Here is a 16,187-nt window from a genome sequence, read left to right as displayed (position 1 = left end):
TCGTGGATCGCATACTTCGAAATGTGGGGTGAGCGCGAGGCTGCGAGGAAACTGCCAGATTGGCGCCTCGGCGAGAGGACGTCCGACTGCGGCGTGGATCCAAGTTTCCCCAAGCGCCCACCCCAATGGTCGCCGCCGATCCCCGACCTGTTTGGTGACTGGGGAGGAGACACCGACGCGTGGGTCGGAGGTGGTTTCACACCGAGCTGGAATTCACTGCTCGTTGTCCCGGAAATCAATGGGCACCCTGGTGAGTGGGTTCTTATTGAAGGCTTCGTCCGCGGCCTTGACGCGAGTACCGATCGCGATCTCTTTGCGTTTCTGCGGGGCGTGTTCATCGCGCGCAAAGACGTGCAGGCCCTCCGTTCGAAGTTTCTTGCGATTGAATATCCGGGTAACCACGCGATTCCCGATGGGGCGACCGAGACCTACCTCTACGCCGGTGAGGCTGGGCGCCGCCAGAACTATGTGCGACGACTACGGCAGCGGGACGGAACGTACCACCGGCAGACGGTGGAGGCCTTTGGCAGCTACGAGCGGGTCTACACGAAGCGCAAGACACAAGCACAAACCCTCACGATCAAATTGGTCTCCAGAGATGGAGTCGAGTCAGAGGGTTCGCCTGTGCTGTTACTCGAACCAACGTATGAAATGAGGCGGGTGCCTGGCATCCGCATCGAGGTTCCCTCAATTCAGTTTGGCTGGGAGTCGTATCACTCGACGCAGAACGAGTTCTCGGGCTTTGACCTTCCCGCGCCCAAATTGATCCAGCGCCTTGGTCTGGCGAGCAAGAATCGCGAGATCGACTTCTACGATGCGGCGGGCAATCCTGGAAGCCTCTATCGCGAGGCGGGCGACGGATGGAAGGGAAATCGACACAGCCTTCTGTATGTCCGTGCGGATCTTCTTCGCCGTTATCTCACCGAGACGCGCCAAGTCCTCGTCTGGTGCAATTGGGGAGAAAGGGAATGGCTGAACAAGATGGAAGGCCACGATGTGATCCGTACCCCTGCAAGGCAGCGGATATGGGGGGCTCACAGCCACATTCACCGCTCGTTTTCGGAATGGTCAGCCAAAGACTCGACCATCAAGTAGTCCTCACCTCGATCAACAAGGCGGACGCCTGGATTACGCGCGCTCGGCCATGTGTTAGTCCGGTATCGATGTCTTGCATCTGCAGGCATCTCTCGCCTTGTTCGGTCCATGGGCGGCTTTCGGCCAACAGCGACCCTTCGCTCTAGATCTCCGCCAATGTCGGGTGTCGGCAACCGCGGTCATTCGACCGTCAAGATTGACCGACGGCAGTCAGCCTGAAACGGTCTTCCTCAGACTTGACCCAACGTCCGCCTCCAAGAAGGAGCCGACAACTCCGATGCGCACTTACAGCGCCACTCTCAAGAGGCCCGCTTCACCCGACTGACGCCGCCCCCGTCACACCCACAGCACTCGTCAGCAGCTTAATCAGCTGCCGTGTCGCCGCCTACAAGTACCCTTTGTCGCGGTACATCATTACAAGTCACCCCAGCATGGTCTTCTCTTTCAACGGCACCTCTTTAAGCGCGGCGCCGCGCGGATTAGCCTTCAGGGGGTGGCGGGAGATGAAGTTCAGCAACCCGGTCTCGGCAATCAGCGCGCGCAGGCCCGAATTCGGCGAGTTGATGCAGACGATGAGAAGTGCTTGTATCTGTATAGCGTATTGAACATTATGGCGTTATTGTCTACAATACAATACATATGCCAGCCGCCACTCCCCTCAACAACACGCTCGACCGTCAACTGCTGATCCAGTTGGGTCAGCGCCTGCGCCAGGCACGCAAGGCGCAGGGCGTCACCACGACACAGATGGCCGACCGCGCCGGCATCGCCCGCATGACCTTGGCCTCTGTCGAGGCGGGGGAGCCTTCCGCCACCATGGGCACGTACGTGCGCGTCATGTCTGCCCTGGGTTTGTCTGGTGACCTGGTATTGCTGGCCAGCGGGGCGCGCCAGGCCGATGGACAGGCACCGATGAAGAAGGTGCAGGCCCGGGCTGCGAATCACGACGTCCAGGACCTGCAAAGCCTCATGCTGCACGAGGAAGCGGTGGCGATGCTGAAGAAGGAACCAGCGCTGATCGCACACGCGCAGGAAACACTGGAGAAGTGGCGCGCCACGGGGAACTCGAGCAGCAGGGTGCTGTGGGACGAATGGTCGGTGATCCTGCACCGCAGAGACTGGCGCCGAGCGCTGGCACGCACCCGGCGCTCGAACGAACTGCGCCAGGCATCGCCACTGCCCGTGCTGCTTCCCCCCGAGACCCGGGCACGGGTGCTCGACCAGGTGCGCCAGTTGAAAGAAGGCGTTGATCTCGCTGCGGCCACGCCGGGCCAGCATCACGCGGTGGATGCAACATGAAGCGGGCCGACCTTGAGCACGTGATCCGCGCGGCCGCCGACGCGACCGGCGAGTACGAGTTCGTGATCATCGGCAGCCAATCCATCCTTGGCGCTGTTGCGCACCCACCCGAAGAGCTGACCATGTCGATGGAGGCCGACATCTACCCACTGAACGCGGAGGAGAAGGCAGATGTGATCGACGGCGCGATCGGCGAGGGCTCGCCTTTCCAGGACACCTTTGGCTACTACGCGCAGGGCGTCGACTCCACCACGGCGATCTTGCCCGAGGGCTGGAAAGAGCGTCTGCATCGCGTTCAGAACGACGGGACCAATGGCTACCTGGGCTACTGCCTCGACGTCATCGATCTGTTCATGTCCAAGCTGGCGGCGCACCGCGAGAAGGATCGTGAATTCAACATGGCTCTGCTGCGTTTGGGTTATGTACGGATGGGCGCGGCACTCGCGATGGTGGGCAGCATGCCGCTCGACACAGAACGTAAACAGGAGTTGCGCCGACGGATCCGGCGCATGGTGCGCATGCTGAGGGATCGCGGGCACGAGCTTGCCGAATAGCGAGAAAGATCCGCCCAACAAAAACGCGCCCGAAGGCGCGTTTTTCATGGCGCATGAAGCCGCTTACTTCGCCACAACGCGCACCATCTCCAGGCACTTGTTGGAGTAGCCCCACTCGTTGTCGTACCAGGCGACGACCTTGATGAAGGTACCGTCGAGTGCGATGGACGCGTCAGCGTCAAAGATCGAGGTGCGGGTATCGCCGCGGAAGTCGGTGGCGACCACCTTGTCTTCGGTGTAGCCGAGCACGCCCTTGAGCGCGCCTTCGCTCTGCGCTTTCATCTCGGCGCAAATTTCTTTGAGCGTGGCTTCCTTGTTCAGCTCGCAGGTCAGGTCCACCACCGACACATCGGAAGTGGGCACGCGGAACGACATACCGGTGAGCTTCTTGTTCAGCTCGGGAATCACCACGCCCACCGCCTTGGCGGCGCCGGTCGAGGAAGGAATGATGTTTTCCAGAATGCCGCGGCCACCGCGCCAGTCTTTGTTGGAAGGGCCGTCCACGGTTTTTTGCGTGGCGGTGGCGGCGTGCACCGTGGTCATCAGGCCGCGCTTGATGCCCCACTTGTCGTTCAGCACCTTGGCCACAGGCGCCAGGCAGTTGGTGGTGCAGGAGGCGTTGGAGATGATGTCTTCGCCCTTGTAGGTCTTGTCGTTCACGCCGAAGACGAACATCGGGGTGTCGTCTTTCGACGGAGCCGAGATGATGACCTTCTTGGCACCCGCAGCCAGGTGCTTGCCAGCGCCAGCCTTGTCGAGGAAGAGGCCAGTGGATTCGAGCACGATGTCGGCGCCGATGTCGCCCCACTTCAGGTTGGCCGGGTCACGCTCCTGCGTCAGGCGGATCTTCTTGCCGTTGACGATCAGCGTGTTGCCGTCGACAGACACCTCGCCCTTGAAGCGGCCATGCACCGAGTCGTACTGCAGCATGTACGCCAGGTATTCCGGCTCCAGCAGGTCATTGATGCCCACGATCTCGATGTCGCTGAAGCTCTGCACCGCCGAGCGGAACACATTGCGGCCGATGCGGCCAAAACCATTGATACCGAGTTTGATAGTCATCTGAAGTTCTCCTGGAGGTTGAATCTTGGCGTTCCGTTCGCACTGAGCCCGAACGGTTGTGAAATCTGGTTTACTTTTTCAGAACCTTGCGCACGGTGTCTGCCACGTTCTCGGGCGTGAAGCCGAAGTGCTTGAACAGCACCGGCGCCGGGGCCGACTCGCCATAGGTGTCGATGCCGACCACCGCCGCGCAGCCGTATTTCCACCAGCCGTCAGTCACACCCATCTCCACGGCGATGCGCGGAAGGCCTTCGGGCAGCACTTCCGATTTGTAGGCGGGTTTTTGCTGGTCAAAGGTGGTGGTGCTGGGCATGGAGACCACGCGCACCGCAATCTTGTAGGTGGTGGCCAGCAGCTCCTGCGCCTTCAGTGCCAGCTGCACTTCGGAGCCGGTGGCGATGATGACGGCCTGGGCCTTTTTGTTCAGGCCCACTTCGGCAGGCTCGGCCAGCACGTAAGCGCCTTTGCTGATTTCACCCAGATCGTTTTTGGGTGCATAGGGCAGGTTCTGGCGGCTCAGCAGCAGCGCGGTGGGCTTGGTCTTGTTCTGCAGCGACACGGCCCAGGCCACGGCGGTTTCGGCGGTGTCTGCGGGGCGCCAGACATCGAGGTTGGGGATCAGGCGCAGGCTGGCGGCGTGCTCAACGGACTGGTGCGTCGGGCCGTCTTCACCCAGACCAATGGAGTCGTGCGTGAACACATGCACCACGCGCAGCTTCATCAGTGCGGCCATGCGGATGGCGTTGCGGCTGTAGTCGCTGAAGGTCAGGAACGTGCCGCCGTAGGGGATGTAGCCACCGTGTAGTGCCACGCCATTCATGATGGCGGCCATGCCAAACTCGCGCACGCCGTAGTTGATATGGCGGCCCACGACACCCACACCGTCAGCGTTGGGCGTCAGCACCACTTCGCCATTCATGTCGAAGCGCAGGGCCGGCGTGGCCTTGGTGTTGGTCAGGTTGGAGCCGGTGAGGTCGGCCGAGCCGCCCAGCAGCTCGGGCAGGCCGGCAGTGAAGGATTCGAGCGCCAGTTGCGAGGCCTTGCGCGAGGCCACGGTTTCGGCCTTGGTGTGCGCGCCGATGACGGTGTCCACCGCCAGCTGCGAGAAGCTCTTGGGCAGCTCGCCCTTCATGCGGCGCACCAGCTCGGCAGCGAGTTCCGGGTGCGCGGCCTTGTAGGCGGCGAATTTCGCGTCCCACGCGGCTTCGGCGGCCAGGCCCTTGGCCTTGGCGTCCCACGCGTCGTAGCTTTCCTTGGGAATCTCGAACGGCGCGTGCGGCCAGTTCAGGGCCTCGCGCGTGAGCTTGATTTCTTCCGCGCCCAGCGGCTCGCCGTGCGCTTTGGCGGTGTTGACGCGGTTGGGCGAGCCTTTGCCGATGTGCGTCTTGCAGATGACCAGCGTGGGCTTGTCGGTGGATTTCTTGGCGTCGGCAATCGCAGCCGTTACCGCGTCCACATCATGGCCGTCCACCGGGCCGATCACGTTCCAGCCGTAGGCAGCAAAACGCAGCGCGGTGTTGTCAACAAACCAGGGCGTGACCTGACCATCAATCGAAATGCCGTTGTCGTCGTACAGCGCAATCAGCTTGCCCAGCTTCCACGCGCCAGCCAGCGCCGCCGCTTCGTGGCTGATGCCTTCCATCATGCAGCCGTCACCCATGAACACATAGGTGTGGTGGTCGACGACGGTGTGGCCTTCGCGGTTGAATTCCTTGGCCAGCAGCTTCTCGGCCAGCGCCATGCCGACCGCGTTGGTGATGCCCTGGCCCAGCGGGCCAGTGGTGGTTTCCACGCCCGGCGTCACGCCCACTTCGGGGTGGCCAGCGGTCTTGCTGTGCAGCTGGCGGAAGTTTTTCAGCTCGCCAATCGGCAGCTTGTAGCCGGTGAGGTGCAGCAGCGCATAAATCAGCATCGACCCGTGGCCGTTGGACAGCACAAAGCGGTCGCGGTCCAGCCAGTGCGGGTTGTGCGGGCTGTGCTTGAGGTGGCGACCCCACAGGGCGACTGCCATGTCGGCCATGCCCATCGGGGCACCGGGGTGGCCGGAATTGGCCTGTTGAACAGCATCCATGGCCAGTGCGCGGATGGAATTGGCCATGAGGGATGAGGTGGTGTCAGCCATTGATGGGGTCCAGAGTGGAATGAGGAAACGGGAATCGAAGCACCCGGGGCCGGAATGGCACAACAACATCTGTTGAAGCGTGCGGCCACCGGCTCAGGGGAAACCCAGAATTTTAAGGGATGGGGCATAGCGGAACCCGATGACCCACCCGTACAGGGCCACGGACGAGGCAATGCTATGAAATCAATAGCTGTTTGACCATACTTAAAGCGGTGCCTCAGGCTTTGCGGTGTCAGCCCGAGGCGGGGCAGCGATAATCCGCCACACATGAGCACCCAAGCCCTGATCCTCGCCGCCGGACGCGGCGATCGCATGCGCCCCCTGACCGACGCCTGCCCGAAACCGCTGCTGGCGGTGCAGGGCCAAGCGCTGATTGCGTGGCATCTCGAAAACCTGGCGCGCGCCGGCGTGCGCGATGTGGTCATCAACACCGCCTGGCTGGAGGAACAGTTCGCGCCCGCGCTGGGCGATGGCAGCGCTTTCGGCCTGCGCATCCGCTATTCCCATGAAGGCGCCCGCTTTGGTGGCGCGCTCGAAACCGCAGGCGGCATTGCCACCGCGTTGCCGCTGCTGCGCGACGAGCCGTTCTGGCTGGTGGCGGGCGATGTGTACATGCCGGGCTTTACGTTTCCGGCAGCCGACGCAGCCGCCTTTGCAGCCTCCAACGCACTGGCCCACATCTATCTGGTGCCCAACCCGCCGCACAACCCCAAGGGCGACTTTGGCCTCTCAGCTGACGGGCTGGCGCTCAATGATGCCGACATCAAATACACCTACAGCACGGTGGGCCTGTACCGCCCCGCACTGTTTGCCAACACCCCGCCCGGCCAGAAAGCCGCACTGGCGCCGCTGCTTCGTGCCGCCATGCAGCACGAGCAGGTGACGGCGGCGCTATATTCAGGCGCATGGACCGACGTCGGCACACCGGAGCGTCTGGCCGAGTTGAATAGCTGAATTGAACGACTGACCGCGCCCAGCGGCAACACGGAAGCGACATGACTACCTCTACCACCGCTGTATACGCCAAACGCCGCGCCACCATCGCCCGCGCACTGAGAGCTGCCGGCGGCGGCATCGCGCTGCTGCCCACCGCACCCGAGTACCCGCGCAACCGCGACAGCGACTTTCCCTACCGGCACGACAGCTACTTTTATTACCTGACCGGCTTCACCGAGCCGCAGGGCTGGCTGGTGATCGAGTCCACCGGCAAGACCACGCTGTTTTGCCGCCCGAAAGACCTCGAACGCGAGATCTGGGACGGCATTCGCCTCGGCCCCAAGGCGGCTGTGACAGCGCTGGGCGTTGATGCTGCTTTTGCGGTGGACCTACTCGACGACAAGATGCCGCAGCTGCTGGCCAACCAGCCGGCGGTGTGGTTTCCGTTTGCCACGCACAAGGGGCTGGAAACACAGGTCGACAGCTGGCTGAACAAGGTGCGCGCCCGGGTACGCTTCGGCGCCGAATGCCCGCAGAGCCAGCACGACCTGTGCAAGCTGCTCGACGAGATGCGGCTGGTGAAAGACAGCCACGAAGTCGCCATCCTGCGCCGCGCTGGGCAGATCTCGGCCGGTGCCCATGTGCGCGCCATGATGACCTCGGCCGCCATGCTGCGCACAGGCGTCAAAGGCGGGCTTCGTGAGTACCACCTTGAAGCCGAGCTGCTGCACGAGTTCCGCCGCCATGGCTCGCAGTTCCCCGCCTATGGCAGCATCGTGGCCGCAGGCGCCAACGCCTGCATCCTGCATTACCGCGCCGGCGACACCGAACTGAAACCCGGCCAGTTGTGCCTGATCGACGCTGGCTGCGAGCTCGACGGCTACGCCAGCGACATCACACGCACCTTCCCGGCCGACGGCAAGTTCACGCCCGCCCAGCGCACGCTGTACGACATCGTGCTGGCCGCACAGGACGCTGCGGTGAAGGTCACCAAACCGGGCAAGCGCTTTCTGGACCCGCACGAAGCGGCTACGCGGGTGCTGGTGCAGGGCATGCTCGACACCGGCCTGCTGGCCAAGGCCAAACATGGCAGCGTCGATGATGTGCTGGAGTCCGGCGCCTACCGCCAGTTCTACATGCACCGCACCGGCCACTGGATGGGCATGGACGTGCACGACTGCGGCGACTACACCGAACCCGGCAGCAAGCCGCGCGAAGAGAAAGACGCTTTGGGCCAGACCGTGATGCGCAAGCCTTCACGCATCTTGCGGCCTGGCATGGTGCTGACCATTGAGCCGGGCATTTATGTGCGGCCGGCCAAGGGCGTGCCGAAAGAGTTCTGGAACATCGGCATCCGCATCGAAGACGATGCGCTGGTCACCGCCAAAGGCTGCGAGCTGATGACGCGCGGCGTGCCAGTGAAGGCCGACGAGATTGAAGCGCTGATGCGGGGCTGAGCCCCCTCACCCTCAAGTCCCGCCGGGTTCAGCCTTCGGTGCTGCCCACGGTGGCGGCACCACCATCGACCACCACGCCACGGGGGCTTGCCGGTTGTACAGGCGCCTGCGAAATCGTCATCACCACCACCCGGCCGCCGACGCTCACGCGCAGTTGCAGCGGCAGCCCGCCCGCTGGCGGCTGTGTGGCTACAAACGACTGGCTCTGCGCGTCGAAGCGCACCCATGCCGGCAAGGGCAGACCCGTGAGCGTGGTCACCGTCACTGGTGCACCAGCAGCTGCCTGGGCCAGCAGGCTCTGCGGCAACGAGAAGCGGAACAAGCCACCAGAGGCAGACGCGTCACGCGGCAGATTGACGGACACCAGGCCCGCTGCGCTGTCGGTCGGCTCGCGCACGGTGCCCACCTGCACGCCGGGGCTGTTGGCAGCGACGCAATTGGCTCCCTCGCAGCCGCTGCCAGCCGCCGTCGGGTTGCTCTCCAGCAGGGCATTGGCATCGGCCACGCTGAGGCCCGTCGCGACGGGCGCCGGTGCAGGCAAGGTCGAAGGTGGTGGCGTACCCGACAGAACCACGTTGCGGCTGGTCGTGAGGTCCACCACCGACGCGGTGGCGCTGGCGGTAGTGTCCTGCAGCACATAGTTCTGCGCATCGGCGCCGCCCAGCGCGATGCCGGTGATGGCGACCGGCTTGTTCGTGCCGGCTGCTGCCGTGTCAAAGTTGCCGGTGGCGGCGGCCACCGACAGGCTGTCGCCAGACACCGCGCCCACATAGGTGGCGCCGCCGGTGTTCAGCGAGGCCTGCGTGCCACCGTCCTGGGCCTTGTTGTTGGCCGTGATGCCGGCCACCCGGCTGATCGTCGCCGGCGTGATGTTGGCCGTGGTGACGGCGGTAGCGCTGACCGCGTAGTTGCCCGCATCGGTACCGCTGGCGCCCAACCCGCTCACGGTGACGGTCTTGCCGTTGCCCACATTCTTGTCGGCGAAGTTGGCGCCACCGCTGCTCACAGTGAGCACGTCGCCGGCCACCCGGTTGTCGGTGAGCGACACCGTCGCTGCGGTGCTGCCGTCATACACGCGGTTCTGCGCAGTGGCCGACACCGTCAGCGTGCGGGCCGTGATGTCGGCGCTGGTGCTGGCGGTGGTGTTTGCGCTGTAGTTGCCGGCGTCGGTGCCGGTCACGCTGATGCCGGTCACGCTGAGTGCCTTGCCGGTGCCCACATTCTTGTTGGCAAAGCTGGTCGTATTGCTGGACAGCGTGAGCACATCGCCGCTGAGGCGGTTGTCGCTCAGGTTGACGGTAGCACTGGTGGTGCCGTCATAGACACGGTTGACGCCAGTGGCGCTGACCGTCAGCGCGCGCTGTGTGATGGTCAGCGCGCCGTTGGTCAGTGCCAGCGTGTAGTTCTCGTTGTTGGTGGCCGAGACGGTGATCGCCACCGGACCGGCAGCCACGGCGGTGCGGTCCAGCGCGGTGGTGGCATAGGCCACGCCCACCCCGGTGGCGGTGTCGCCATCAATCAGGCCCGAGACGGTGCCTGTGAGCGTCGGGTTGCTGTCGCCATAGACTTTGGACTTGTTGTCGGTCACCACCGTCAGCGTGGGCGCGATGCGGTACAGGAAAGTGTTGGCACTGCCAGCAGGCACAAAGCTGGCGTTGCTGTTGTAGCGCTTGCTGTAGCCGGTGACGCCCTCGGTGGTGGTGGACGGGTTACCGGTGTAAACCAGATAGCGGCCCGCACTGGCTACGATGCCCGCAGTGCCGACGTTGTTGATCACCTGGCCGCCAGTGGCCGTGCCGGCCGCGTTCGAGCTGCCGGCCTTGAGCACCACCGCGTCGCCGGTTGCGCCTGAACTCACGGCGTTGTTCAGGGTCAGGTCAGATGCTGCACCGGTGGTTTCGATGCGCGCCGCGCCGGTGGTGGTGACACCCGCCACACCCACCGTGCCGACAGTCAGCGCGCCAGCCTGACGGTAGTCCACGCTGCCGGTGCTGGCCGCCAGCGTGGTGACGGCGTTGCTGGCGTGGGTGAGGGTGTAGGCACCGCCCGTTCCCTGCAGCGACAGCCCCGCCGCCTGAATGGCGCCGGTCTGCGTCACGGCACCAGTGGCAGACAACGTGGCATTGCCCGTGGTGGACAGCGCTGCCACGGCGACACCATTGCTGTCGGTGTACTGCAGCGCGCCTGCGGCGCTGGCCGTGTCGCCGGCGTTGCGCGCCTGCAGGTTCACGGTAGTCGCATCGTTGCCGGTGTTGGTGAGGGTGATGCCCGCGGTTCCTGCCGACAGCGTCTTCACATTCAGCGTGCCAGCCGTCAGGTTGCCAGTGGATGCCGTCTGCGTCACGGCGCCGGTGGCCACCAGGTCCAGCGTGCCCGTGCCCACGCTGGAAGCGCCGGTACCCACACCGAGGTTGACCGCGCCGGAACGGATGAACGCGCTGGCGTTGCCAGTGGTGTTGATGCTGAGGTCGGTGACCGCCACATCGATGCCATTGGCAGTGCTGGTGCCGATCTGCCCGTTGGCGTTCAGCGACAACTGGTCCGCCGTGATGGTGCGCACGCCGGTGTCGGTCATGCTGCCGGCGTTGAGCGTGAGGTTCTTGCCTGCCAGATTCACCGCAGCGCCCACGGTCAGCACACCGGTGCTGGCGATGTCACCGATCACGATCGCACCTGTGGCGCCGGTAGTAAGCGCGGTGAGCTCCGCCGTCTGCAGATCGAACGAACCGGCGGCGCCCAGCGTCATGGCGCGCGACGCCGTCCTGGGTTTGAGCGTGAGCGCGCCAGATGTGCTGAAGGCGTTGTTGCCGGTGTTGGTGTTGAGCGTCACGCTGTCGGCCACCACCGTGATGGCACCGCTGCCTGTGGCCACGTCAATGTTTGCGTTCTGCGTGTAAGTGCCGGTACCGGCATCAATGCTGACGGCGGCATTGGTGGTCGACAGGTTGCCGGCCACAGTGACGCTGCTGTTGCCATTGGTCAGTGCAAAGCCACCAGCAGCGGTGATGGCGTTGAGGGTGGTGATGTTGTTGGTCTGCGACGCGAGTTGCACCGCACCGCTGTCTGTACCCGTGACAGCCAGCGAGCCGGCGACGATTGCGCCCGACTGCGTCACGTTGCCCGCAGACTGCAGCGTCAGCGAGCTGGCGGTGTTGACGCCCGACAGATCAAAACCGCTGGCATCGCGCAGGCTGATGGCGCCCGCAGCGTTGGCCGTGTCTCCGCCATTGCGCGCCTGCAGGTTGGCGGTGGTGACCTCATTGCCGGCGTTGTTCAGGGTGATGGCAGCGCCGGCATTGATCAGTGTTTTGGCCGTCAGTGTGGGCGTGGTGATGGCACCGCTTTGCGTGATGGCGCCGCCGGCTGTCACCGACAGGCTGGTGGCCGCGCTGCTGGTGCCGAGGACGACGGCGTTGGAATCGCGCAGCGTGACGTTGTTGCCGCTGGTGATGGCGATACTGGAGAAGTTGTTGGTGGCGGTGCTCAGCGTGATGTTGTTACCCGTCCCCGCAGCCAGCGTGGTCGCGCCCGTCGCGACGACAGCGCCGCTCTGCGTGATGGCGCCTGCGGTGTTCACGTCCAGCGTGCCCGAGACAGTGGAGGTGCCCAGCACCAGCGCATTGGCGTCGGTGATGCCGACATTCAATCCGCTGGTCACGGCCACCGAGCCGAAGTCGTTGCCGCTGTTGTTCAGCGTGACGCTGTTGGTGGCACCTGCGGCCACGGTCGCAGTGCCCTTGATTTGAAGCGCGGTGCCTGCACCCTGGGTGATGGCGCCGGCGCCGGTGACGGTGAAGTTGCCGGTTCCGGCGCCGCCGGTGGTGTCGATGCTGCCCAGCACCTTGCTGACGCTGGTGTTGGTGAGGGTGACGTTGCCGCCGCCGGTGGTGATGGCGCCGCTGGCGCCGAAGCTGGTGGCGCCAGTACCGCTGGTGATGGCCACAGCCGTGTTGGTGCTGGTGATGGCGCCGTTGAGCGCGACCGCGTTGTTGCCGTTGGTGAGCGTGAAGCCGCCCGGCGTGGTGAGCGTGCCAAGGGCGGCGATGTTGTTGGTCTGCGTGCCAAGGTTCAGCGCGCTGCCCGCACCGGTCAGCGTGGCGCCAAGACTGGCGGCACTGACCACCCCGCTCTGCGTGACGGAGCCGCCGGCACCCAACGACAAGGTTCCGCTGACGGTGGAGGCGCCCAGTACCAAAGCGTTGCTGTCCGTCAGGCTGACGTTATTGCCGCTGGTCACGGCGACCGTGGCGAAGTTGTTGCTGCTGTTGTCCAGCGTGATGTTATTGGCTACGCCTGCCACCAGGGTGGTGGTGCCGGTCACGGCCAGCGCGCCGGTTTGCGTGATGCTGCCCGCTGTGGTCACGCCCAGCGTGCCGGAGATGGTGGAGGCGCCGAGCACCGCCGCATTGGCGTCGCGCAGGCTCACGTTACGACCAGACACCACCGACACCGTGCCGCTGAAATCATTTCCGGTATTGCTGAGCGTGATGTCGTTGCCAGCGCCCGCCGTCAGTGAGGTGGTGCCGCCTACAGTCAGGGCGCCGGTCTGGGTGACCGCGCCCGCTGCAGTCAGCGCGAGGTTGCCGCTGACACTGCTGGCTCCGACGATGACAACGCCACTGTCGCGCAGTGTGACGTTATTGCCGCTGGTGATGGCCACCGTGGCGAAGTTGTTGGTCGCGGTGCCCAGCGTGATGTCGTTGCCGGTGCCGGCGGCCAGCGTGGCGACCCCCGTCACCGCGACTGCGCCGGTCTGCGTGATGCTGCCTGCCGTGGTCACGCCCAGCGTGCCGGATACCGTGGAGGTGCCCAGCACGGCAGCATTCGCGTCCTGCAGGGTCACGTTGCGGCCAGAGACAACCGACACCGCGCCAGTGAAGTCGTTGCCAGTGTTGTTGAGCGTGATGTCGTTGGTCGTACCGGCTGTCAGTGAGGTGGTGCCGCCGATGGTCAGGGCGCCGGTCTGGGTGACGGCGCCGGCTGTCGTCAACGCCAGATTGCCGGTCACGCTGCTGGCGCCAAGTGCAACGGCGTTGGCATCGCGCAGCGTGACGTTATTGCCGCTGGTGATGGAGACGCTGGAAAAGTTGTTGGTGGCGGTGCTCAACGTGATGTTGTTGCCCGTGCCTGCGGCCAGCGTGGTCGCGCCGGTCGCCACGACAGTGCCGCTCTGCGTGATGGCGCCTGCGGTGTTCACGCCTAGCGTGCCGGAGATAGTGGAGGTGCCCAGCACCAGGGCGTTGCTGTCGGTCAGGCTGACGTTGTTGCCGCTGGTGATGGCCACCGTGGCGAAGTTGTTGCCGCTGTTGTCCAGCGTGATGTTATTGGCTGCCCCGGCCACCAGGGTGGTTGTGCCCGTCACGGCGAGCGCACCGGTCTGCGTGATGCTGCCTGCAGTGGTCACGCCCAGCGTGCCGGAAACGGTGGACGCACCCAGCACTGCCGCGTTGGCGTCCCTCAGGCTCACATTGCGGCCGGAAACGACCGACACCGCGCCTGTGAAGTTGTTGCCGGTGTTGCTGAGGGTGATGTCGTTGCCCGCGCCCGCCGTCAGTGAGGTGGTGCCGCCCACCGCGAGAGCGGCCGTCTGGGTGACGGCGCCCGCTGCCGTCAATGCCAGATTGCCGGTCACGCTGCTGGCGCCAAGTGCAACGGCGTTGGCATCGCGCAGCGTGACGTTATTGCCGCTGGTGATGGAGACGCTGGCGAAGTTGTTGGTCGCGCTGTCCAGGGTGATGTCGTTGCCTGTGCCGGCGGTCAGGGTCGTGGCGCCCTTGATCACCAGGGCGCCCGAGGTCTGCGACACGGCACCGGTGCCGGTGATGCTGAAATTGCCGGTGCCCGTGCCACCGGTGGTGTCGATGGCCCCCAGCGATTTGGTGGTGCCGGTGATGGCCACGTTGCCACCGCGTGTAGCCAGCGAGCCGCCCGCGCCGAAAGTGGTTGTCCCCGCTGCATTCAGGTTGGTTGACAGCGACGCGGTGGACGAGGTGATGGCGGCGTTGACCGCGATGTTGCCGTCGGCCGCCAGTGTCAGGGTGCGTGCGGTACCGCCGGTGTAGGCAATGTTGTTGGCCACCGTGATGTTGCCGCTGCCGCCCGTACCGGGGCTGGTGTTGACGATGACGTTGGCGCTGGCCAGCTGGCCCAACAGCGTGGTGATGTTGAGGTTGGCGGTGCCAGTGCCGTTCTGGAAGGTCGGGCCGGTGCCCAGCCCGCCTGAATTGGCGGCGGTGGAAATGGTGATGTCTGACGGGTCCAGCAGCAGCGTGCCGGTCGCCCCGCGTGCAGCCGTCAGGTCGGCCAGACCGGTGTATTCCAGATACTGTTTGCCGGAAACCTCGGCCATGCCGCCGTTACCGGACTCGCTGCCGCCGGCGGATGCGATCTGACCGGCAAAACGGGTGGTGTGATCGGCCCACACCACGACCTTGCCGCCATCGCCCGTGCGGCCGGCGCTGGCGTTGATCTGCACCTGCTCGCCGACAAAGGTGCCGCTGGCGTTCTGTTCCGGGCCTTGCCCCTGGTAGTTGCCGCCCACCAGCACCGTGCCGCCACCCGCATCGCCCGAGGTGTTGATGCGCGCGCCATCAGTGAGCGCCACCTTGTCGCCCAGCACATGCACCGTGCCGCCGGTCTGCCCTGAGGCGGTGCCACGGGCACTCAGCTCGCCGCTCACATTCACCACGCCGCTGCTGCCACCGCTCAACACGATCATGCCGTCGCGCTCAACAGCAGTGTCTGCGCGGATCACCCCGCTCTGGTTGATGACGGTCGCCAGCGCATCGCCCATGGCGCTTGCCAGCACCGCGACCTGGCCGCCGCTGGCGGTGATGCTGCCGCTGTTGCTGATGGCCGCACGGGCAGCAGCCGCATCGACAGAAAACCGCACCAGCCCTGCGCCGGAGGTGTCGACCGAGACACGGGAGCCGGCCAGCAGGCCCACCGAGCCGCCTTCAGCCGCGATGCTGCCCGCGTTGCTGACCTGCGGTGCCGCCAGCAACACGTAGCCGCCGCGATTCGTCTGGATGGTGCCGTGATTCTCGACCGGTCCTGCGCCTGCGGGCCCGGCGCTGAAGCGGTAACGGCCAGCCATGAAGTCATCGTTGCCAATGGCCAGGCTGGACGCGACGAGCCCGCCCACACTGACCTGCGCGCCGGGCGCAAACATCACGCCCGCCGGGTTGATGAGAAACACCTGTCCGTTGGCCGAGAGTGAGCCGAAGATGGACGAGGCGCCGTCACCGATCACCCGGTTGAGCGCGACCGAGGCCGCGCCGGGCTGGAGAAACTGCACCGACTGCCCGGCCCCGATGTTGAAGCTCTGCCAGTTCAGCACGGCCTTGTCGGTCGCCTGCGTGATCTGCATGGACTGGCCGCCTGTGGTGGCGATGCTGGCCTGCCCGGCAACCACCTCGCCGCCCGAAGGCAAGGCCGATGCCGGTTGCCATGCGGCCCCCAGCAGGAGCGCCAGCAGACTGGAAAGGCAACGTGCGGCGCGGATGCGGTAGGTGGCGGTCAGCTTGCGCGACAGGCGCACCGTGACGATACGCACCTGCCAGGGCGCGTAGGGCTTGCCTGAGTGGACGCCGTTACGCATGGCAATACCCAGTATGAGCGCCTGCGCGGCACCTGTCGATACCCCTGTCGAGGTCGATTTGG

Annotated in this window: 7 protein-coding genes and 1 pseudogene; 5 read left to right on the top strand and 3 right to left on the bottom strand. The window is 65.0% G+C overall.

The window, feature by feature from the left end:
* The 3 genes and pseudogenes from AAG793_RS13880 to AAG793_RS13870 all read left to right on the top strand — a co-directional run.
* Window positions 1-1,095, top strand: a pseudogene (locus AAG793_RS13880) (hypothetical protein); the annotation flags it as partial.
* 639 nt (window positions 1,096-1,734) lie between these two features.
* On the top strand, window positions 1,735-2,394 hold the full coding sequence (locus tag AAG793_RS13875; protein WP_341909120.1) for a helix-turn-helix transcriptional regulator: 660 nt from the start codon (window positions 1,735-1,737) through the stop codon (window positions 2,392-2,394).
* Window positions 2,391-2,948 carry a DUF6036 family nucleotidyltransferase gene (locus AAG793_RS13870; protein ID WP_341909118.1) on the top strand — a complete coding sequence of 186 codons (558 nt, stop codon included), beginning with the start codon at window positions 2,391-2,393 and terminating at the stop codon, window positions 2,946-2,948. Before AAG793_RS13875 ends, AAG793_RS13870 begins: the two co-directional genes overlap by 4 nt.
* Window positions 2,949-3,011: 63 nt before the next feature.
* Here the strand turns inward: AAG793_RS13870 and gap are convergent, their stop codons facing one another.
* Both gap and tkt read right to left on the bottom strand, forming a co-directional pair.
* Window positions 3,012-4,010 carry a type I glyceraldehyde-3-phosphate dehydrogenase gene (gene gap, locus AAG793_RS13865; RefSeq protein WP_341909116.1) on the bottom strand — a complete coding sequence of 333 codons (999 nt, stop codon included), beginning with the start codon at window positions 4,008-4,010 and terminating at the stop codon, window positions 3,012-3,014.
* A 70-nt stretch (window positions 4,011-4,080) separates the two neighbouring features.
* Entirely contained in the window at window positions 4,081-6,132 is a 2,052-nt protein-coding gene (gene tkt / locus AAG793_RS13860) for a transketolase (RefSeq protein ID WP_341909114.1), read from the bottom strand.
* A gap of 267 nt (window positions 6,133-6,399) precedes the next feature.
* On the opposite strand from tkt, the gene murU reads away from it, so the two are divergent.
* Window positions 6,400-7,086, top strand: a complete 687-nt coding sequence (murU, locus tag AAG793_RS13855; RefSeq protein ID WP_341909112.1) for an N-acetylmuramate alpha-1-phosphate uridylyltransferase MurU — start codon at window positions 6,400-6,402, stop codon at window positions 7,084-7,086.
* Window positions 7,087-7,127: 41 nt separating this feature from the next.
* Window positions 7,128-8,525, top strand: a complete 1,398-nt coding sequence (locus AAG793_RS13850) for an aminopeptidase P N-terminal domain-containing protein (RefSeq protein ID WP_341909109.1) — start codon at window positions 7,128-7,130, stop codon at window positions 8,523-8,525.
* 28 nt (window positions 8,526-8,553) lie between these two features.
* Here AAG793_RS13850 and AAG793_RS13845 read toward each other — a convergent pair whose 3' ends face one another.
* Complete coding sequence (locus AAG793_RS13845; protein WP_341909105.1) at window positions 8,554-16,125, bottom strand: YDG domain-containing protein; 7,572 nt, start codon at window positions 16,123-16,125, stop codon at window positions 8,554-8,556.
* Window positions 16,126-16,187: the final 62 nt, after the last annotated feature.

Source organism: Polaromonas sp. YR568, assembly GCF_943372955.1.
GTDB lineage: Bacteria > Pseudomonadota > Gammaproteobacteria > Burkholderiales > Burkholderiaceae_C > Polaromonas.
This window is presented reverse-complemented; position numbering and strand designations above follow the sequence as displayed.